At 37.5% G+C, this 19,618-nt stretch carries 20 protein-coding genes and 1 tRNA gene; 6 read left to right on the plus strand and 15 right to left on the minus strand.

The genetic code is table 11. The features are described from left to right. Window positions 1-87: 87 nt before the first annotated feature. From polA to C7H19_RS05545, 6 genes are all read right to left on the minus strand, one after another. Entirely contained in the window at window positions 88-2,985 is a 2,898-nt protein-coding gene (polA, locus tag C7H19_RS05520) for a DNA polymerase I (RefSeq protein ID WP_106455887.1), read from the minus strand. Between the two features lie 545 nt (window positions 2,986-3,530). Further along, window positions 3,531-4,169, minus strand: a complete 639-nt coding sequence (locus C7H19_RS05525; protein ID WP_106455888.1) for a YqiA/YcfP family alpha/beta fold hydrolase — start codon at window positions 4,167-4,169, stop codon at window positions 3,531-3,533. A 26-nt stretch (window positions 4,170-4,195) separates the two neighbouring features. Beyond that, the gene (locus C7H19_RS05530; protein ID WP_106455889.1) at window positions 4,196-4,492 is read right to left on the minus strand and encodes a DUF2973 domain-containing protein; all 297 of its coding nucleotides are present in this window, start codon (window positions 4,490-4,492) and stop codon (window positions 4,196-4,198) included. A 104-nt stretch (window positions 4,493-4,596) separates the two neighbouring features. Then, window positions 4,597-4,926, minus strand: a complete 330-nt coding sequence (locus C7H19_RS05535) for a DUF2605 domain-containing protein (RefSeq protein WP_106455890.1) — start codon at window positions 4,924-4,926, stop codon at window positions 4,597-4,599. 143 nt (window positions 4,927-5,069) lie between these two features. Next, on the minus strand, window positions 5,070-5,660 hold the full coding sequence (gene hpsU, locus C7H19_RS05540) for a hormogonium polysaccharide biosynthesis acetyltransferase HpsU (protein ID WP_106455891.1): 591 nt from the start codon (window positions 5,658-5,660) through the stop codon (window positions 5,070-5,072). Between the two features lie 2 nt (window positions 5,661-5,662). Further along, window positions 5,663-6,613 carry a glycosyltransferase family 2 protein gene (locus tag C7H19_RS05545; protein ID WP_106455892.1) on the minus strand — a complete coding sequence of 317 codons (951 nt, stop codon included), beginning with the start codon at window positions 6,611-6,613 and terminating at the stop codon, window positions 5,663-5,665. A 154-nt stretch (window positions 6,614-6,767) separates the two neighbouring features. Here C7H19_RS05545 and cobU point away from each other — a divergent pair, with 154 nt between their 5' ends. After that, a complete protein-coding gene (gene cobU, locus C7H19_RS05550; RefSeq protein ID WP_106455893.1) occupies window positions 6,768-7,319 on the plus strand; it encodes a bifunctional adenosylcobinamide kinase/adenosylcobinamide-phosphate guanylyltransferase in 552 nt (183 codons plus the stop codon). On the opposite strand, the gene C7H19_RS05555 is transcribed toward cobU, so the two are convergent. After that, complete coding sequence (locus C7H19_RS05555) at window positions 7,316-8,440, minus strand: SpoIID/LytB domain-containing protein (protein WP_106455894.1); 1,125 nt, start codon at window positions 8,438-8,440, stop codon at window positions 7,316-7,318. The two genes, cobU and C7H19_RS05555, sit on opposite strands and share 4 nt — an antisense overlap. A 283-nt stretch (window positions 8,441-8,723) precedes the next feature. On the opposite strand from C7H19_RS05555, the gene C7H19_RS05560 reads away from it, so the two are divergent. Further along, window positions 8,724-9,326 carry a superoxide dismutase gene (locus tag C7H19_RS05560; RefSeq protein ID WP_106455895.1) on the plus strand — a complete coding sequence of 201 codons (603 nt, stop codon included), beginning with the start codon at window positions 8,724-8,726 and terminating at the stop codon, window positions 9,324-9,326. 37 nt (window positions 9,327-9,363) lie between these two features. On the opposite strand, the gene C7H19_RS05565 is transcribed toward C7H19_RS05560, so the two are convergent. Next, window positions 9,364-9,777 carry an ArsR/SmtB family transcription factor gene (locus tag C7H19_RS05565; RefSeq protein ID WP_106455896.1) on the minus strand — a complete coding sequence of 138 codons (414 nt, stop codon included), beginning with the start codon at window positions 9,775-9,777 and terminating at the stop codon, window positions 9,364-9,366. A 337-nt stretch (window positions 9,778-10,114) separates the two neighbouring features. Between C7H19_RS05565 and C7H19_RS27145 the strand changes: the two genes are divergently transcribed. Together C7H19_RS27145 and C7H19_RS05570 are read left to right on the plus strand one after the other, a co-directional pair. After that, a complete protein-coding gene (locus C7H19_RS27145; RefSeq protein WP_146136493.1) occupies window positions 10,115-10,222 on the plus strand; it encodes a KGG domain-containing protein in 108 nt (35 codons plus the stop codon). Between the two features lie 42 nt (window positions 10,223-10,264). Then, window positions 10,265-10,597, plus strand: coding sequence for a hypothetical protein (locus C7H19_RS05570; protein WP_106455897.1), 333 nt, complete (start codon window positions 10,265-10,267; stop codon window positions 10,595-10,597). 64 nt (window positions 10,598-10,661) lie between these two features. Here C7H19_RS05570 and C7H19_RS05575 read toward each other — a convergent pair whose 3' ends face one another. Beyond that, window positions 10,662-11,378: an anti-sigma factor gene (locus C7H19_RS05575; RefSeq protein WP_106455898.1), complete on the minus strand. Its 717-nt coding sequence runs from the start codon at window positions 11,376-11,378 to the stop codon at window positions 10,662-10,664. Between the two features lie 7 nt (window positions 11,379-11,385). Next, complete coding sequence (locus C7H19_RS05580; protein ID WP_245927325.1) at window positions 11,386-11,928, minus strand: sigma-70 family RNA polymerase sigma factor; 543 nt, start codon at window positions 11,926-11,928, stop codon at window positions 11,386-11,388. Window positions 11,929-12,206: 278 nt separating this feature from the next. Between C7H19_RS05580 and C7H19_RS05585 the strand changes: the two genes are divergently transcribed. Beyond that, a tRNA-Leu gene (locus C7H19_RS05585) sits at window positions 12,207-12,288 on the plus strand. Between the two features lie 75 nt (window positions 12,289-12,363). Here C7H19_RS05585 and C7H19_RS05590 read toward each other — a convergent pair. Further along, a complete protein-coding gene (locus tag C7H19_RS05590; RefSeq protein WP_106455900.1) occupies window positions 12,364-13,806 on the minus strand; it encodes an aminotransferase class I/II-fold pyridoxal phosphate-dependent enzyme in 1,443 nt (480 codons plus the stop codon). Between the two features lie 135 nt (window positions 13,807-13,941). On the opposite strand from C7H19_RS05590, the gene C7H19_RS05595 reads away from it, so the two are divergent. Next, entirely contained in the window at window positions 13,942-14,286 is a 345-nt protein-coding gene (locus C7H19_RS05595) for a hypothetical protein (protein ID WP_106455901.1), read from the plus strand. Window positions 14,287-14,417: 131 nt separating this feature from the next. On the opposite strand, the gene rfbB is transcribed toward C7H19_RS05595, so the two are convergent. The 4 genes from rfbB to C7H19_RS05615 are packed head-to-tail and all read right to left on the minus strand — an operon-like array spanning window position 14,418 to window position 19,518. Beyond that, on the minus strand, window positions 14,418-15,488 hold the full coding sequence (gene rfbB / locus C7H19_RS05600) for a dTDP-glucose 4,6-dehydratase (RefSeq protein WP_106455902.1): 1,071 nt from the start codon (window positions 15,486-15,488) through the stop codon (window positions 14,418-14,420). A 58-nt stretch (window positions 15,489-15,546) separates the two neighbouring features. Next, on the minus strand, window positions 15,547-17,004 hold the full coding sequence (locus tag C7H19_RS05605; RefSeq protein WP_106455903.1) for a DUF1254 domain-containing protein: 1,458 nt from the start codon (window positions 17,002-17,004) through the stop codon (window positions 15,547-15,549). A 45-nt stretch (window positions 17,005-17,049) separates the two neighbouring features. Next, window positions 17,050-17,436 (minus strand): VOC family protein, encoded by a 387-nt coding sequence (locus C7H19_RS05610; RefSeq protein ID WP_106455904.1) that lies wholly within the window; start codon window positions 17,434-17,436, stop codon window positions 17,050-17,052. Between the two features lie 21 nt (window positions 17,437-17,457). Continuing rightward, window positions 17,458-19,518, minus strand: coding sequence for a Vgb family protein (locus C7H19_RS05615; protein WP_219907589.1), 2,061 nt, complete (start codon window positions 19,516-19,518; stop codon window positions 17,458-17,460). Window positions 19,519-19,618 lie beyond the last annotated feature (100 nt).

The following is a 19,618-nucleotide window of genomic DNA, read 5'->3' on the forward strand; positions in this document are numbered from 1 at the left end:
ATTTTTTCTCTGTCTTATTTTTTTGTTATTTTGTCTAAAAAGCGGCTAGACTTCAGTGATATAAGACTTTTGTTGATAGAAAGACAATTATTTCGCTTCCATCCAGTTTTTACCAACATTCACTTCAACCACTAAAGGAATACTTAAAAGTACAGCATTTTCCATTGTTGCTTTAATTTTAGGTTCTAATTCTTGCCATTCATCAACGGGAACTTCTAAAACGAGTTCGTCATGAACTTGCAATAATAATTTAGCTTGATAATTTTGTAAAATAGAATGGAGTTTGATCATCGCTATTTTAATAATATCAGCACTCGAACCTTGAATAGGAGCATTAGCCGCCGCCCTTAATAATTGTGCTTCTTCATAATGAATTTTTAGTTCATCTAAATTAATACTTTCTATCGGATGTCCCTTAAATTTACTAAGTAAATCGCTACTAAAATCAAAATAACGTCTTCTTCCTAAAATAGTCTGAACATAACCCAAAGAAATCGCTTCTTTTTTGACTCTTTCTAAATATTTAAATACCTTAGCATATCGTTCTTGATATTTCTCAATAAATTCCTTTCCTTGTGCTACAGATAAACCAGATTCTCTGGCAAATCTTTGCGCTCCCATACCATAAATTACACCAAAATTAATCGTTTTTCCTAGGTTTCTTTCTAGAGGTGTAACTTGGTCTTTTTCAAAAATAAGTTTTGCTGTTACAGCGTGAACATCTTCTCCTTTTCGATAGGCTTCAACTAAGACAGGTTCTTGACACAAATGAGCTAATATTCTAAGTTCAATTTGAGAATAGTCAGCCGAAACTAATAAATATCCATCATCAGGAATAAAAGCTTGTCTAATTCGACGCGAAAATTCACTGCGTATGGGAATATTTTGTAAATTAGGATTCGATGAAGATAATCTCCCAGTTGTTGTTACAGTTTGATTAAAATCTGTATGAACTCGGTTTGTTTTCGGTTCAATTAATTTAGGTAAAGCATCAACATAAGTAGATTTTAATTTGGCTAAAGTTCGTTGTTCTAAAATATAATCAATTACGGGATGATCTCCCTGTAATTTTTCTAATGTAGCATGGTCTGTGGAATAGCCAGTTTTTATTTTACGAGTTTTTTTTGTATTTAAACCCAATTTGACAAAAAGTAAATCACTCAGTTGTTTTGGCGAGGCTAAATTAAAGGTTTCTCCTGCTGCTTCATAAGCTTTGATTTCCAATTCTTGCAAAGTTTTTTCGAGTTGTTGAGAAAAGTCTTTTAGATAAGGAACATTTAATCTAACTCCTTGATCTTCCATTGCTGCTAAAACTGCTTCTAAAGGTTGTTCAACTTCTGATAAGAGTTTAGATAATTCGGGAACTTGTTCTAATTCTGCTTGTAATTTTGCCACTAGATTATAAGTAGCATAAGCATCCATTCCACAATAATCAGCAACGGTTATAATATCCAAATCTGCTATTGATTTTCCTTTAGGAATAGCCAACTGTTTATAACTTTTTGATTGAATTTTAGATAAATATCTTTCTGACAAATCACTCAAATTATGGCTTTTCTCTGGATGCAATACATAACTAGCCAGCATAGTATCAAAAACGACACCAACAAGGTTAATTCCTTGGTGTTTTAAAACCAATCGATCAAATTTTGTATTCTGAAAAGCTTTTGGATAATCATCACTTTCTAAAATCTCTCGTAAAGCGTTTAAAACTTCTACATGAGCTAAATTATTTCCTTGGGTATGATGAAGCGGAATATAAGCAATATCTGTTAATTGAGTTCCCCAACAACAGCCAATACCAACTAAAATAGATTTTCTTGGTTTTAAAGAAGTTGTTTCAGTATCCCAAGCTACAGGAAATTGAGAATTTTGATATTTTTTAAGATGATTTATTAAAGTATTTAGTTTTTCAGGAGTATCTATTATTTGTGGTTGAATAGAAATTTGTTCTGATTCTTTTTCGGTGGTTTCATCTGTTTTAACTATGGTTGTTGTTACCTGGGGGAAAATAGATAATTGTTGTTGGGCTGGTTCTTCTTGTGATAGGGTTTCTATTGTTCCACCAAAAGACTCTTGTAATTGCTCAATTTTTTTGATAAACGTTTTTAATTCCAGTTTTTCTAGTATAGGTTTTACTTGTTGAGTATCAAACCCTTTTAATAAACAATCTTTTAAATTAATTTCTATGGGTATCTCATTCATTAGCTGTGCCAGAAAACGTGATTGTTTAGCGTCTTCTTTTCCCGTAACTAACTTTGTTTTTAAACTTCCTTGTATTTTCTCTATATTTTGATAAATATTATCTAGTGTTTCATATTCTTGTAATAACTTAACAGCCGTTTTTTCACCAATTCCTTTAACTCCTGGAATATTATCCGAAGTATCGCCACACAATGCTTTATAGTCTACTACTTGAGTAGGTTTAACACCTAATTTTCCTTCAACTGCTAATTCATCAAATTCTGTATAACCGCTATCTAATGGGTTACGGAAATTTCTAGATAAATATAAAACACTAATATTTTTTTGAGAATCAACGAGTTGAAATAAATCTCTATCACCTGTTAATATTTTAACTTTGTATCCTTCTTTACTTGCTTTTTGCGCCAAAGTTCCTAACACATCATCTGCTTCATAACCAACGGCTGTAATAATTTGTAAATTTAAGGCACTTAGTAAACTTTTTAAATTTTCTAAGTCAGTAATAAACTCTTCTGGTGTCTCTTTGCGGGTTGCTTTATATTTTTCATCCGCTTGGTGACGGAAAGACGGTTCTTGTAAATCAAAGGCTACCACAATATACTTAGGACGTTGCGACTCTATGACTTGCGTTAGAGAATTAATAAACCCAAAGCAGACACTCGTCGGAATACCGTTAGATGTGCGTAATGTACCTTGACGCGAGTTGGAAAAAGCATAATAGGCACGAAAGGCGAGTGAATGTCCGTCAATGAGTATCATTAAGTCACTGTGGCTAGTCATAAGTATTCGACAAAATTAGTTCAACAGATCTATATTGTAATCAAATTGTAATCAAAACCCTTGACTCGTATTTTATTAAGTTTTGTTGCGATAAATTGAGATGAGAAACAAACTATTAAATTGTCTTGCAATAGTATTGCACACTAAAAAAACGGTGCTATTCTAAAAATATGCACAAAGGAAGCGACTCAACTTCCTACAGGACAAAGAGATTAGAGCCTGTGCTATCTGCTCTGACTCAACCAACATCCTTCTAGTTTTTTTTCATCTAGTTTGTTCGACCATCTAAAATTATTTCTTCTCATCATAAGATGGTTTTAGCCTCGCCTTTAAGGAAGTATTCCTAAAATGTGTTATGAGAGGTTAGCCATAATCCAATACCTGACGTTGGTACAGAAAGATTTTAGAATGTGTCAAAGGCTGTTGTGACTTGTTTAGTAAACCTTAGTTGCTTATTCGTTTCTTAAATTTTAGGAGTCCATATCGTTTTGTACAGTTATTAACCCGTCTCCTTAGACGGGTAAACTTGTGTTTATAGATTGTATTTATAGATGGCAGAATTCTTTCGTTAAATGCCAAATATCGAGCAAAACATTCGTTAAGGCGTGATCGCTTTCTACTTCTACCAGTTCGACCCAAGGACGAGTTTTAGCAAAGTCTCGACTATATTTAAGGGGAATCACTTCATCGTTACGCCCATGTATAATCAAGGTTGGAACGCTACGCTGTAACTGTTCTTCGCAATATTGTTCAGTATCTTCCACAAATTGATAATGCAGAGGAAGCGATCGCTGTTCTCCATAATGATAAACTTTTAAATACCCAGAATTTTTCCATTTTTCTACTGTGTCTGTACCAAGTCGGTTTAACCACTCCTCTAAAAAACCGAATGCAGGAGCGAGTAAAACTAATCGCTCAACCTGGGGACATTTTTCGGCTAAATAAGCAGAAGTTAATCCCCCAAAACTCGAACCCAAAAGCGTTACAGAAGTTTCTAAGGGAGAAAAAAGCTTTTGAACCTGTTTAATTTGCCGACTTAGAGTTAGATGAGTAAAATCATTTTGATTGAGATCAGGAATAATTAGAGGAAGAGATAAACTGGAAAAGCGATCGCTGATATACTGAGCTTTAGCCGAATCTGGACTCGATGCAAAGCCGTGTAAGTAAATATACTGATTTGTCACAGAGGATTGCTGATCTTAAAATCAAACTATTTTTCTTCATCAACATCAATGGTTTGACTAGGAGAAGCTTTATAGAGAGCGTCTAGCTGCTGACGAGCATCTTCTACACTAACCGAGCGCATGACTAATAAAGGCTCATTAATCGGTATTCCCTTATCATCGAGCAATTCTGGATGAGGTGCGCCCTTAGAACCATACATATTTGTTCGATTAGAATAAGGACGTTGAGAGTTCATGCTAACCGTAATCAGACTCCGAATTAGATTGCTAATGGTCAAAAAAGCAATGATTGTAAAAGCAAAAATGTAAATTAAATGTAACATCTATCCTTCCTCCATGAGACTTATTTATTTAACTTGAAATTTTAAGAAAAAGATTTATAGTCTTAGCTTACCTTTTCTGTCCTTCCTCGGTGAAAAAAGACTTTTCAGATTTGCCCCATTTCTTTTTTAAAAGAACGCCATTTTAATGAAACTTGCCAACACTCAGCGACTAAGTGATGCCAAGGTAATAGCATACTCGGTTCAATCCCCGCTTGCTCTCCAATTGCTTTAAACAACATTTGTGCTGTAGAAACCTCTTGTTGAGCTTGTTTGACTCGTTCTAATAAATTTGCTTGCTCATCTTCGCTTAAAATAGTTAAGCTTTCTGATTCTAATAAAACCTGCGCTCTGGAAAACCAGTACTGAAAGTCTTCTAACAAAGGCTCTAGAACGGTTTTAAGTAGTTCGTTGCTAGTAGGTTGGGGGTTGAACATGATGTTTGATAGTTTTTTGAGGCCTTATATTATCTTAGCGTTATTTATATTTCTTAATATTATTGCAATTTTTTTTTAATATTTACAAGTCAAAAGTAAGATTTAATGATTAAACCCAAGAAAGCACATTAAGCAAATGGCAACTAATTAATTTCTCTTTGATACTGAGGGCGACAGGGAGAACCCCAAGCGACTTGTTGAGAAGGAATATCACTAAAAACGCTACTTCTTGCCCCAATAACCGCATTAGCTCCAATTTTGACTCCAGGAGCGATAAAACAATCTGTAGCGATCCAAGCCCCATTTTCAACAGAAATCGGAGCCGTTTTTAAGCTAAATGCAATATCATTAAGATCATGACTTCCCGTACACAGATAAGATTTTTGGGAAATCACACAATGAGAACCGATCGCAATCTGATCTAAACTATAAATTACGACATCATCTCCAATCCAACTATAGTCGCCGATGCTCACTTTCCAAGGATAAGTAAAACGAGCCGTTGGACGTATTTTGACTCCTTGGCCAATTTTTGCCCCAAATATTCGCAAAATCTGACAGCGAAACCCATCCATATTATGAATGCTGAGGGGAAAAGCGATCGCTTGGACAAACCACCAAATTAAAATATACCAACCCGAACGACCCCGCTCAAACCCAGATTGATTATATAAGCGCAAGTCTACTAAAGGAAGATCCTTAAGTTCAGAATCAGATTGAAGGTTAGATGCCATGCTTAAGATAGTTTTGCTGGTTCTTTAGCGACAGACTCAGATAAGGATTTTTCGGACGGTACAGGTTGATTCAAACGTCCGCCAAACTGACGCAGTTCATACAATTTTACGCCAATTTGATACTCATACTGACTCAACAGACGACCATAAGTATAGCCAGGTTTTCCGTCTAAGAACCCCAGACGAATAAAATAAAACAGAATAAACCGGAGAAAGGGTTTAAAAGGTAATCTCACCCAAATTTTCTTTAAAAAGCGTTTACGTTGTACCGAGTCGCCAAATAAATTCGCGCCAATCGTACCATTATCACTATTATCTGTGAGTAAATTGTAATAAACTCTGGCTTCCCAGTTAGAATAGCGATTATGTCTTGCTAACCAATGATAAATATCTCTAAAATCAATGTGTAGCATATCGTTTTTAAGATAGCCAACTTGACCATTGAGGATCACGTGTTCATGAACCTCATTATCACCTGTATTGGGAATATCTTCGGTTTTCAAATTTTCGTAGCGCCCCAATCGGTGCTTAAATAGACGTAAATTCCAGTCTGGATATTTCCCCCCGTGACGAATCCATTTACCTAGGAAAAAAACGCGACGATTGAGATAATAACCCGCAAAACTGGGATCTTTAATCCGAAAAGCGATTTCATCCCATAATTCTGGGGTAATGCGTTCATCACAGTCTACGATTAATACCCAGTCATTACGAAACGGCAGATTATCGAGTGACCAGTTTTTTTTCTTTGGCCAACCTCCTTTAAAATAAAATTGGACGACTTTCGCGCCATAACTTTCGCAAATTTCCACAGAGCGATCGCTGCTTTGAGAATCGATCACAAAAACTTCATCTGCAAGAGCGACACTTTCTAGACAAGCAGGAAGGTTGTATTCTTCATCTTTAGCTGGAATTAGAACCGAGACAGGAATTTTTTCTAATTGGCTATACATGGGTAAACAGGAGTTAGAGGTTGCCGATCGCCTTTCTCTTATAACTTTATGATGTGAGGTACACATCTCAACAGATTTAAGAATTTTTTTGATCTTACTATACTTTTAAGATTAGTAAAGCCTATACTCTATACTTTTACATTTCATTTTTATTATGATTTCCAACCGTCAAATTATTCTTGTCACAGGACCTGCTCGCTCAGGCAAAAGTGAATGGGCCGAACAGTTGGCAACCCAACTCAACAAACCAGTCATTTATGTAGCTACGGCTCGACATGACCCGAATGATTTAGAATGGAGGGAGAGAATCAGCAAACATCGACAAAGACGGGCTAATCATTGGAAAACTTTAGAAATTCCTCTTGATTTAGCCTCAATTTTTGCCGAGTTTACACCCCCAAATTGCTTGTTAATTGATTCTTTAGGAACTTGGGTGGCTAATTTATTAGAACAAGATGAAACCGCCTGGGAAACAATAAATGCTAACTTACTGGTCAATTTACAACAAACTCAATTAGATATCATTTTAGTAGCCGAAGAAACGGGATGGGGTGTCGTTCCTTCTTATAAAAGTGGTCGTTTATTTCGGGATCGATTAGGGTCTCTAACGCGTCAAATTGGCTTAATTGCTAATCAGGTTTATTTAGTTACAGGCGGCTATGTTTTAAACTTAACTGAATTAGGTAAACCTCTTTATTTGTCTTAATTTGCCTGAATTTTAGTTAATTTTACATTTTGATAATAATGAGACAAAATATCATTGTAAGAGACACCCTGCAAGGACAAATAATAAGCACCCCATTGACTTAAACCTATCCCATGTCCGTAGCCTCTACCTTTAATTTCAACTAAATTATCTTGAACTGATACCGTAAAAAGCGTGCTTTTGAGATCTAAAACTTTACGAAGATGACTATCATCGATGATTTTAGAACCTTTTTCGCCAATAACTTTTAAAGTAATAATTCGTCCATTTCGAGTAATTCTCTCAGGAATAAACGACTTAACGGTACCAACACCTAAAAGATTACCAATTTGATTCGTATTAAAACTCTTTTCCCATTGAAAAACGGGTGCGGTTTGATCATAGTCAACAACCCCTCTTAAATAGGGTAATGCTGAACTCCAAACCTCCTCAACATTTTCTGTATGCCCACCCGAAGAAGAATGGAAAACGGCTAAAATTGCCTTACCGTTGTAGGTTAAGATTTGTCCAGATGTTTGATTAACCGCTTCATGGGTACTTGAATATTCAGTCTGTAAACCTTTATAGACTTGGGTTTGTACAGTAGTATCGAGATCATAAAATCGATTACTTCCCGTAGAACTTTTGTTTAAAGCGTAAGTACGAGCGGCTACTGCTTGGGCTTTCAGGGCTTCGATGGGCCAGGTTGCGATCGCTTCTGAACCAACAACACTATATAAATAAGATTCTAGATCCACTAGATTAACTGCCGTTACACCCTTTCCTTGCAACAGTAAACGAGTTCGCCCACGATACCAACGATCTTTAATCCAAACATAACCCTCGTTGCTAGGTTCAATAACAATTTGTTGTGATTTCCATTTTTCAATCGCTACGTTGTTTTTTTCAGGTTCAGCGACAAAAGAACTCATCGCGGATAATGTTCCTAGGGTTCGCCCAGCGCCATCTTTAATCAGTGCATCTGTTGAACTGCCGACATTAACCTGACTAGCTGCTTTAATTACAGCGACTCTTAGTTCGACTGCCGCGCTTACGGGTGCAATGAAAAGCAACCATAAAAGCATCGTCAGCCATCCATACTTTTTAGAAAAAAAGTAAAATGTTTTTTGCTTTAACTTCATGAGACTATCTCCTCACCACTCCCTAACAATTTTAGGGTTAAAGAATGGTTTTTGCTAGAAGGGTCTCTTTTAGTGTTCCCCAATCTTTGCATCTAACTCTCGTCAATTCCTCGCTAGACTGAAAATCGAATTATCCAAAGGCTTAAGCTTCAAAGAACAATTTTAAGATAAAATCAAAACGTAAAGTTTCATTGCATTAGCTTAAGGGTTTACTAACTACAAGCTGAATAGCAACGAGCAGTGCAAATTATCGCTTTTTTTGAGCAATTAGAGAGGATAGAACATGGCTTATCAACTTCCTGCACTACCTTACGAATATACAGCCCTAGAGCCTTATATTTCCAAAAGTACGCTAGAGTTTCATCACGATAAACATCATGCGGCTTATGTGAATAATTACAATAATGCAGTTGCTGGAACAGATCTAGACTCTCATTCAATTGAAGATGTCATCAAGACGATCGCTGGCGATGCTTCTAAGTCCGGTTTGTTTAATAATGCGGCTCAAGCTTGGAATCATACCTTTTATTGGAATTGCATGAAATCGGGTGGCGGTGGTCAACCAACGGGTGAATTGGCTGATAAAATTAAGGCTGATTTCGGTAGCTACGAAAACTTTGTCGAAGAGTTCAAAAAAGCGGGTGCAACCCAATTTGGTAGCGGTTGGGCTTGGTTAGTTCTCGACAATGGAACGCTTAAAGTAACTAAAACACTAAACGCAGAAAATCCTTTAACGGCGGGACAAGTTCCTTTACTCACAATGGATGTATGGGAACACGCCTATTATCTTGATTATCAAAACCGTCGTCCTGATTATATCGGCGATTTTGTCAATTCTTTAATTAACTGGGATTTTGTCGCAGAAAATTACGCTGCTGCTGTCTAGTCTTTATTAATGGTAGGGACGTTATTTGTTTGCGTCTCTACTCATCCGTTTCTTCCAGATGTTCAGCAACCGATTGATAGAGTTCTAAAACGTGATGATCTTGCAGTCGATAAAAGACTTTACGTCCTCTTTTTTGATAACTGACTAAACGCATCGCTTTAAGCGTCCGTAATTGATGAGAAACAGCAGACTCACTCATCGCCAGAATTTCCGCTAAATCGCAAACACAGAGTTCATGATGGGCTAATACAGATAGAATTCTTAAACGGTTAGCATCTCCCAATTGACTAAAAAACTCAGCCATATACTGGGCTTTTTGAGACGATAAAATTTGACTTTTGATGGGTTCTAAGTTTTCAGGTTCTACAAGACAATGAGACTGACACTTTACAGTATTAATGGCTTCTGTAACGGAAAAGTTAGATGTTTTTTCTACTAAACTAGACTTCATGAATGTTCATTTTTTTATCGTTATTTTTTTATTATAAACAAGAATTTTTGTTTAATTACTCAAAATTAAAGGGAATTTTTGCACTTGTTACCAGTTGAGACTAAATTCTTTATTCAAAAAACAGCCGTAAAGTTAGAACAGCAAAACTAACTAAACAATTTTTCATCTAACTTTTGCCTGAAGTTTAATGATAATCCTGAATTTTATATCTGCTTACAGGTTGAGATTAAACTCCTTATTTTGAGAGATGTTTATCAATGATGTGTGTTTTAAATTAAAAAAAGAAGTCTAAAGCAGTTTTTAAATTAAATCAGACGTTTAAAACTGAATCTTGATCATGGCAGACACCAGTAAACGCGGTTTTGCCTCAATAAATAAAGAGAAACAACGGGAAATCGCTAACAAAGGTGATAAAACCTCTGACAATGATTCTCGTGATCAATAGTAGAACCATTAAAAACAGGATAATATAAATAGGAGAATTGATATGACAGAAGAAACTAAAAATCAATCAGAGCAAGAAATTACTTATGAATCTGGTTCAAGAGATGAAGAAGTAAGCCCGAAAGCTAGAAACTTAACAGCAAATCCAGGCGATCGCATTTCTGACGAACCTCAAACCATTGAAGAAAAAGCTACACAGATCGCTGTCGATGTTCCCGATATTACGGGTGATCACATTAAAGTACCGACTTATTTTATTGTCGATGAACCCGATGGAGAGAAAAAAGCTCTTCATCATGTCAAAGATGCGGAAGAAATTTCTGATGTTATTCGTCAAGCACGAGTAGATGAAGATGGTAATCGAATTTGGCGATAACTGATTAATTAATAAATAATCCCATGACTACACTGTTTATTCAGTGTAGTTTTTTATTATTAATCTAACTCTTTTCGATCATCATTGCAGGTCCCACAGGCTGCGGCGGTGCGGGTAATGGTTCTAGGGTAACAGCTAAGGTTGATTTAGTTGAACCACAAACATCAACTGGTAAAACGAATTCTTGTAAGACTTTTCCTTCACTAGATGCCCTAAAATCAGCACAAGCAATCTTTTTATCGTCTATAATTGCCCAAAGTCGATAAATCTGTTTTTCTGAGGGCGTAGGGAGGTTTTGCAAAACAATTACGGCTTTTTTCCCTAATGGATCGATCGCCACACTTCCAGATGCTGTCTTTGCTTTGTCGGTTCCCACTAAGGTAAATACACGAGTATTTGCTGTTTGTAAGACGTTGATCACATTTTTCTGATTTTGCACCAGTTTAAGTTCTTGTCTAAGACGAATATTATCTAATCCTAAAAACAAAGCTACTAAAGCTGACACACCTGCTATAATTTTTGCCCAAGGGATTGATTTAGAAGGGATTTTAGGAGATATTTCTTTAAGGATGGTTTGGCCCAGTTGGGCGGTGGGTTCTACTTCGTCTAGCGCATAAGGGAGTAAATCAAATGCTTCTTGGAGACGTTTTACTTCTAAAACTAAAGTAGGATCATCTCTGAGGAGTTGTTCAACTATTTGGATTTCTTCACTAGAAAGATCATCGAGAACATATCCTGCTAATAGCTCTTCTATATTGTTGGGTGGTGGGGATTGGTTCATCGTTTCACTAGCTCATGAAATCTTCTAAATATTGTCGTAGCTTTAATAAACCAAGGCGCGATCGCGTTTTTACGGTTCCTAGAGGAATATTGAGTTGTTGGGCGATTTCCGACTGACTCAATCCTTCGTAATACAGCATCTCTAGAATCTGACGTTGTTTTGTAGATAACTGTGCTAAAGCTTGTCGGATTTTTTGCGATCGCTCGGCCACTGATGCTTGTTCAAATGGCGTATTTGTTAATGTTTCAGTTGGAATTATTTTTGACCAACGCTCGAAAAATCTTACAGATGTATTATATGAACGAAGTTTATCGATCGCTCGTGAGCGCGTCATGATTGTAAGAAAATTACTCAGTGAACCACGAGTTGGATCATAAATATCACTGCGCCAAAGTGCTAAAAAAATCTCTTGTGTTAAATCTTCTGCTTCTTGAGAATGTTTTAAAATTTTTAAAGCTAATCCATAAACAAGTTTACCATAACGATCATAAAGAATAGCTAAGGCTGATTGTTGACCGGCTTTTAGAGCTTGATAAATTTCTGAATCCATCAAAGCTGTCATTTTAGAACTAGAGCCGTTAGGCGACATAACTTTTATACAGTAATAATAAATTGCATCAACACGACACCTCTAGCTTTAAAATTAGTTGCGATCGCTTCATGTTTCATTCATCTAACTCCGCGCCCTTGTATCTTACGAGAGAGTTTAACATTTTGTTCCGTCTGTTTTTTCCCCATAAAGAGGTAACTAATTCGCCAAAAAATCCCTTGATTTTTCTTGCATCTTATTTCTATCTTGTGCTATTATTGGAAAGTTGAAAAAATCCTGCGGATGTGGCGGAATTGGTATACGCGCACGCTTGAGGTGCGTGTGACTCACGTCTTGGGAGTTCGAGTCTCCCCATCCGCATTACAAGTTCTTTGAAATCAATATTATTCAGAATTCCCTCAAATCCATATACATTAAATTGTAATTTTGTCAAGTCTATAGACATACTTTTAAAACGGCAAGATTTGGATCGCTACATCCTGTAATGCTTGCACCCATTTTAGAAACTTGTAATAAATAGTCGATCGCATCTGATGTTATGATTTCACCAGGCATTAAAACGGGAATACCAGGCGGATAAGGACATATTAACTCTGCACTGATTAAACCAACACTTTTCTCAATAGCGACAAAATCAGTTGGAGAAAAAAACGCTTTACGGGGAGATATAGCAAAGTCAGAAGCGGGAGGAAACACCACAGAGGGAAGCACAAAAGCTTTAGGTGAAAGAGACTGAAACCCTGTGACAAGTTTTTCGATATCCGATACAGTATTACCAATTGAGATAATAAAAGTCAGATGGCGCATCATGGGTAACTCTGCTGTTACTCCTCGTTGACGTAGCTCATCATCAACTTCATAGCCAGTCATTCCCAGTTGATCGACAAAAACGGTCAAACGAGTAGAATCTAAATAATGAAAACTAGGCATCTGATGAGCAAAGTCTAACACAGAAAGTAAGGGGATCTGACTTAATTGCTCTCTGGCAATTTCGGCTAATTCTAAAGTTTGGTTTAATAAGTTATACCCCGATAATGCCATTTGTTGTCTAGCCGCATCCAAAGAGGCTAATAATAGATAACTAGGGCTAGAACTTTGGAGAAGTTGTAAAGCTTGACTGATTTTAGAAGTATCAATGCGATCGCTATTTAGGTGTAACATAGAAGCTTGCGTCATTGCACCTAAAACCTTATGGGTTGATTGTATGGCGAGATCTGCACCCAAAGATAAAGCCGATGGAGGTAAATTAGGATGAAAGGTAAAATGTGCGCCGTGTGCCTCATCTACAATTAAAGGAATTTCATAATCATGGGTAATCTGTGCAATTTGTGTTAAATCACAGCAAATTCCGTGATAAGTTGGGTAAACTAACATCACTGCTTTTGTTTCTGGATGTTCTTTTAAAGCTTGTTTTACAGATTTTGGTGTAACGCTATAAAGTAAATCTTGCTGATCATTATATTCTGGAGCGATAAAAACTGGAATGGCACCAGAAAGAATTAAACCCGAAATGACCGACTGATGACAATTTCGAGGAATAATAATTTTATCACCTTCTGTACAGGTTGCCAAAATAGAGGCAATAACTCCACAAGTTGAACCATTGACTAAAAACCATGTTTCTTTTGCTCCAAATGCTTCTGCTGCTAAAACTTGTGCCTCTTGAATGACTCCATTAGGTGCAAATAAATTATCGAGTTCTGGTAATTCGGGTAAATCAGCTTTGAAAACACGATATCCGACTAAATTAGCTAATAATTGTGATATTCCTTGTCCTTTTTTATGTCCTGGTGCATAAAAAGCCGCATCACTAAGATTAGCGAGTTTTTTGAGTTGAGCTAAAAGAGGAGTTTCTGAATTATTTAAAGGAAGATTCATTAAATTATATATTGCTAAATCATTTGAATTTGTGTACAATTTATCAAAAATTAACTATTTTCCGGTTAATGTCAATTTTTTCGGAATTTAGGGGAATTATAAAAACAAAAATTTAACCAAAAGGAACATCTATCAATGGCATTAAAACTTACTGATATTAATATGTTGCAAGACTACATTAATGGTATGATGGCGCGTGTTGATCATCATGGTGGACCTGTCAACGAAATTATTTTAGCACTAATAGGAGCCATTCTCTGGAAAAAAGATGAAGATCGACCCATTTTAATTAGAGAAAAAAATGGTAGCTCCAAAAATCTAATTTGGACGCATATAAAAGGCGTGAAATACGCTTTTTGTTACAATCATTTTACCCAAGAAATCGAAATGTATAAAAACGGCATGAAAGGTGAACTGATTACGACTTTTACTAACGAAACTTCTTTTAAAGATATCAGAAAAGTCTTTAGTAATTTGTAAATTTAGAGCCAGGGGTTTAAATACCCGTCTATCAGAGACGCGGTAGCTCAAAGACGCGACGAAGCTTATAAACTGCGCCCACAGGTGTCGCAGACAGCCCCTTATTTATCACGTCTCTACAAGATAGACGACTAACTTTTAACGCCGTAAACTTGATCATAATAGGCTTGATAATCTTTAGATAACAAAGGTTGCCACCATTCTCGGTTATTGAGATACCAAGTGATAGTACGACGTAAACCCCCATCTACTGTTTCTTGGGGAGTCCAGCCCAACTCTGTTTTAATTTTAGTCGCATCAATCGCATAACGGCGATCGTGTCCTGGGCGATCTTTAACAAATGTAATCAATTCTTTGGCAGGTTTCACGGGTAAGTCTGGGGCTAACTCATCCATTAATTCACATAGTTTATAGACGAGATCAAGATTTTTTACCTCATTATTACCCCCAATATTATAGGTTTCGCCCGGTTTTCCTTTATGAAGAACTGTATCTAAAGCTTGACAATGATCGCCAACATATAGCCAATCTCGAATATTTTGTCCATCGCCATAAACGGGAAGCGGTTTACCCAGAAGAATATTAATACACATCAACGGGATTAACTTTTCTGGGAAATGATAAGGGCCATAATTATTAGAACAGTTAGTAATTATCGTGGGCAAGCCATAGGTATGATAATAAGCACGAGCGAGATGATCACTTCCAGCTTTAGAAGCCGAATAAGGACTATTCGGTGCATATGGGGTGTTTTCGCAAAAAGCGGGGTCATCGAGTTCTAAACTGCCGTAAACCTCATCTGTAGATACGTGTAGAAAGCGATAGGTATCTGGTTTTCCTTGTTCAAGCCAAAAGTAGCGAAAACTTTCGAGAAGGGTAAAACTGCCGACGACATTGGTTTGAATAAAAGCATCTGGCCCCAAAATAGAGCGATCGACGTGAGATTCTGCGGCAAAATGGGCAACCGTATCGATTTTTTCTTCCCTAAACAGAGAATCAACCAAAGAGCGATCGCAGATATTCCCTTGTACAAAACGAAAATTATTGCTATTTTCCAATTTAGCGAGAGTCTTTCTATTACCCGCATAAGTCAAAGCATCTAGGACGACAACGCGATCGTCTGGATAAGTTTCGCACCAATGATGAACAAAATTAGAACCGATGAAACCTGCACCACCTGTAATTAGTAACGTCCGAATCATATTTTATGCTTTATAAGATTTATAAAAAGAATAAAACCTTTTTAACAAAAATTTACTTTTAATCTGAATCTTTCTGGTTTTGAGATGTATTATTTTCCCGTTGTCCTAAAAAACTAAAACCCAGAATAGCAAAAAGACCTAGAATAGTTGAAGGTTCGGAAACGGCTTGAATACCTCGAAGTTTATATGATTGATCTAAAAGCGCGTCTTGTGGTAAATAAGTCCGCAGGGTTAAATTAAAAGAGTCTGTCGGTGCAGGTAACCAATTAGATTCCCAACCGATGGGGGGCTGATCTTGAATATATATATCGAGAGAGCCATCAGGATTATATCGCAAACCAGAAGTACGATTCCCGATCGAATAGCGATCGATTGGATTTTCGACCAAAAACCCATTAGCATCATAAAGGGTCAATGACCAAAAACCCAAGGGGGAAACTGGAGGTAACTCACCAGCTTTAAAACTTAACCGATAGGATTTATTACCCACTAAAGCATTCCCCTGTACATCCTTAAAAGCGTTAAAATAGAGAGATTCTTCGGCCGTATTCGCGCCTAGACCGAATTTAGCCGTAGCCGCCCTTAATAAATAATTATCACCATAATCACCAATACTGTAATTGACTAGCCAATTATTGACATTTACACTAACTTGTGATATGGTCTGAGCGATTAAAGATTCACCAATGGCGATCGCTTGTTCGGCTGTTGCCTGGTCGATGGTGGGGGTGAGTCCTGCCCCGACTCCGATCATAGCAAAAGTTTGCAGTAGGTCTGCTTGGTCTGCTGGCGGAGGATTCGTAATTAAATTATTATTTAATTCACTATAAAACTCTAAACCACTATCTGGGATCGTTTGAGGACTACCAGTAATGGGGACAGGCGGAAAGGGCTGAGTAGGTGGCGCGGGGTAATAAGACAAGCTATACTGTTGTTGAACAGCATCGGCAGCAGCCACATCATCGGGCCCATCGACGAGAGTACGTCCCAATAACCAAACAGTATTACTGGGAGCCTGAATAGTATTTGTTAAGTCATTTGGTAGGGTTCCTTGCCAATTTGGTCCAATAATTCCGTATCGTCCCGCCGTTATATTATTTTCTCTCGTTCCCACATAGGCAAAGGTATTCGTATACGCATCTAAAAATTGTAGGGAATAATAGCGATCGTTCGTATCGGGAATATCTAAAATCAAGGGATTTTGACTGAGATCCAAAAAAGCACTCGCATAGAGGGTATCATTATTGGGACGGACTACCGCAGTATCAGCAGGAGTCGCCAAGGTAGAACGATAAGAAAACTGATTAATCGGGGCTTCTGATACCAAACTAAGTGCTTCTGTTCGTCTTAAACTAATTAGAGGATAGCCCCAGATATAAGCCTGTACTGCAATTTCTAGAGGGGTGGCATTGTTAATAGTAGAAGATTCGAGGGTCGTTGCAGATGCGCTTAACGAGAAAGAGATCGTAGTCCCTACAGATAATAGCACACTAGAAAAAGTTGAAAATTTAAGCATTGTTGTCCAATGATTGATCAATAAATTTTTTTGAGTAAAGCATAATTAAATAATTCCCCATACACCTAAATAATTCCCATCAGGATCTTGAATCCTTGCATAGAAGCCAGAACCATCAGGACGTTTCGTTTTTTCGAGAACGATAGAGCCATTATACTTTCTAGCTAAATTTAGGGTTTTTTCCACATTTTCGACCCGTAAATACAATTCGATCCCGTTTTTTCCAGCCGAGTCAGGATTTACATACAGCCCACCACAGGGAAGATCTAGTGATTCGTAGATGTGCCATAGTTGATGGCGGCTGTCTTCGGGAGCATCATTAAATGGTTTTAATTGCCATTGAAACACCTGTTGATAGAAATTGAGAGTAATTTCTGGGCGAGCGATCGGAATTTCAAACCATACACAGGGACTTGGCGGAATGTCATTCATATAAAAATTAATGATTATTTATTATGTTTTTGTCGGATTTGGTGATCTCCCAAAGAGAGCGATCGCTAAAAATCCCAGCCAAGAACGAGGTTCAGGGACGGTTTCTAAGGGTTTTACTGGGCCTATTGAAGGCGTTTGCACTGGAGATCCTAACCCCACAAACTGTACGATACTATTTCCCCCGGGATCTAACGACAAAGCATCAGTCTTAAAATTATTCATGACCCAAACATTCCCAGCCGCATCTACTTCAACTCCCGTCAAACGTAGGATAAAATCTGAGTATTGATAGCCATTAGCAGGGGATAAAAGTTCTCCAGTTTTTTTCCCCCCTGAACACCGTTCTGTCCTAAAACCACATAAAACAAATAATTGCTCTCCGCTAAAACCAGCGACATAAACATTATCATTACCATCAATGCTAATTCCCCAGGGTCCAGACGCATTAGATGAAGAAGGAGCTAAGAAAAAAGGAGAGTTAGGATAGGGTTTTCCTTGTGCATCAAAGACACTGACACTATTACCAGCAAGATTATTATTATTGACAACCCAAATATTACCTAAACTATCGATCGCTATTCCGAGGGGTTCTTGTAAACCGCCACCTGTAATAATCTGAGAGTCTCCTTGAGGAGTAATTTTAGCAATGCTATTACTTCCTCGGTAAGTAACCCAAGCATTCCCCGCAGCATCAATGGCAATATCAAAAGGATTGAGTTGTCCATTATCGATCGTTAGATTATTTGGATTATTCGGGTCGCCATTAATATACAAAACTACCTTACTTCGACCACTTCCTTGACCAGGATCATTACTCGCAATCCAAATATTCCCTTTTTGATCTGAAACAGTTCCTTGAGGTCCAAAAAAATCACCCACCGTATAACCCCCAGACGGTTCTCTAAGATTAGAAAAATCTGTGCGAGGAGGAGACAGAGGATTACCATTAGGGTCAAATTCAGAAACACTATTACCATTACCCACAATACCAAGAATACTATCATTGCCAAAGCCAAAATTTCCTAACCAGATATGACCATCAGGGTCAATGGTAATGCCAAATCCCGCTCCGTATAAGCCTCCGCCTTGGATCGGCGCACCTGTGAGTAAATCGCCACCAGGGGTCAAACCGATCAGCGTATTACCTGGTAGAGGCGGTTCTCCATTGTTAGAACTTCCAGGTATAAAATTATTGGTGATCCACAGATTCCCATCTTTGTCGATCGCTAAATTACCAGGCCCATCAAACGGGGAATTATTGGGATCATTGCCGAAATGTTGGATAAAAATATCCCACGCTTGAGGGGGACTTGTTGCAGGTAAGGCGTTAGCATATACTGGATTGACGAAAGACTGAGCAAATAATTCAGTTGAGGTATTGAGGGGATTTTGAGCGAGATTAAGGGCAGCTTGTAGAGTATCTTTTGGTTGACTACCATTGGTTGCACTCGCAGAGGTAAATAAATCACTACAGCTTGTTGAAGTACTTTGATTGACGCATCCAGCTAAAATATTAGCGATCGTGTTAAATTTTTGCCAACTTGGGGTAGTGTTAACTAAACGTGAGGCGGCTTCTCCTGTGGTAACATCAACAAGGTTACGATTAGTGGCAGCAGCTACAGGTAGTGCGGGATATTTCCCTGAGATAGAATTCCCTGTGAGGAATTGGGACATTGACCAAGCGGTAGCTACGGTTGTTAATTCGTTTATAATAACGTTGTCTGGAGCTTGTGTACTTGAACCGAGAATCGCTGCTAGACGAGTGTTATTATTATTGGCGCCCCCTACAGTCCCCCCACTGGCAACCACATAAAGTAAATCACTTGAATTAGTTGGTGTGTAATCAAAGAAAAAATTTCCTTGAGCATCAGCTTGAACAGACTGTAAAAGATTTGCTGGTTGACTTTTACTATTTCCTGCTTGGTAAAGAGAAACGGTGGAGTTGCCCAACGGAGTCAGATTACCACTGTTCACTTTACCTGTTAAACTTAAAGCGATCGCTGGAAATGTGTTTAATATCAGATTAACAGGAATAATAGTCCAAATCAATGTACTCTTGTTTAGCATTCTTTGTCTTACCATTTCTATCTAATGCTTTGGGAATTTTATCTAGCCAACTCCACTTTATTTTAAGCTTTGGTGTGGAAGCGTGTTGATGAAGAAATGTTGAAGAAGCTTTAAT

It is taken from the genome of Aphanothece hegewaldii CCALA 016, from assembly GCF_003007785.1.
In the GTDB taxonomy this organism is placed as follows: Bacteria; Cyanobacteriota; Cyanobacteriia; order Cyanobacteriales; family Microcystaceae; genus Chroococcus; species Chroococcus hegewaldii.

Coding starts and splice junctions, on each gene's coding strand:
- polA (WP_106455887.1), bottom strand. CDS start 2,985: ATGACTAGCCACAGTGACTTAATGATACTCATTGACGGACATTCACTC.
- C7H19_RS05530 (WP_106455889.1), bottom strand. CDS start 4,492: ATGTTACATTTAATTTACATTTTTGCTTTTACAATCATTGCTTTTTTG.
- C7H19_RS05535 (WP_106455890.1), bottom strand. CDS start 4,926: ATGTTCAACCCCCAACCTACTAGCAACGAACTACTTAAAACCGTTCTA.
- hpsU (WP_106455891.1), bottom strand. CDS start 5,660: ATGGCATCTAACCTTCAATCTGATTCTGAACTTAAGGATCTTCCTTTA.
- C7H19_RS05545 (WP_106455892.1), bottom strand. CDS start 6,613: ATGTATAGCCAATTAGAAAAAATTCCTGTCTCGGTTCTAATTCCAGCT.
- cobU (WP_106455893.1), top strand. CDS start 6,768: ATGATTTCCAACCGTCAAATTATTCTTGTCACAGGACCTGCTCGCTCA.
- C7H19_RS05555 (WP_106455894.1), bottom strand. CDS start 8,440: ATGAAGTTAAAGCAAAAAACATTTTACTTTTTTTCTAAAAAGTATGGA.
- C7H19_RS05560 (WP_106455895.1), top strand. CDS start 8,724: ATGGCTTATCAACTTCCTGCACTACCTTACGAATATACAGCCCTAGAG.
- C7H19_RS05565 (WP_106455896.1), bottom strand. CDS start 9,777: ATGAAGTCTAGTTTAGTAGAAAAAACATCTAACTTTTCCGTTACAGAA.
- C7H19_RS27145 (WP_146136493.1), top strand. CDS start 10,115: ATGGCAGACACCAGTAAACGCGGTTTTGCCTCAATAAATAAAGAGAAA.
- C7H19_RS05570 (WP_106455897.1), top strand. CDS start 10,265: ATGACAGAAGAAACTAAAAATCAATCAGAGCAAGAAATTACTTATGAA.
- C7H19_RS05575 (WP_106455898.1), bottom strand. CDS start 11,378: ATGAACCAATCCCCACCACCCAACAATATAGAAGAGCTATTAGCAGGA.
- C7H19_RS05580 (WP_245927325.1), bottom strand. CDS start 11,928: ATGGATTCAGAAATTTATCAAGCTCTAAAAGCCGGTCAACAATCAGCC.
- C7H19_RS05590 (WP_106455900.1), bottom strand. CDS start 13,806: ATGAATCTTCCTTTAAATAATTCAGAAACTCCTCTTTTAGCTCAACTC.
- C7H19_RS05595 (WP_106455901.1), top strand. CDS start 13,942: ATGGCATTAAAACTTACTGATATTAATATGTTGCAAGACTACATTAAT.
- rfbB (WP_106455902.1), bottom strand. CDS start 15,488: ATGATTCGGACGTTACTAATTACAGGTGGTGCAGGTTTCATCGGTTCT.
- C7H19_RS05605 (WP_106455903.1), bottom strand. CDS start 17,004: ATGCTTAAATTTTCAACTTTTTCTAGTGTGCTATTATCTGTAGGGACT.
- C7H19_RS05610 (WP_106455904.1), bottom strand. CDS start 17,436: ATGAATGACATTCCGCCAAGTCCCTGTGTATGGTTTGAAATTCCGATC.
- C7H19_RS05615 (WP_219907589.1), bottom strand. CDS start 19,518: ATGGTAAGACAAAGAATGCTAAACAAGAGTACATTGATTTGGACTATT.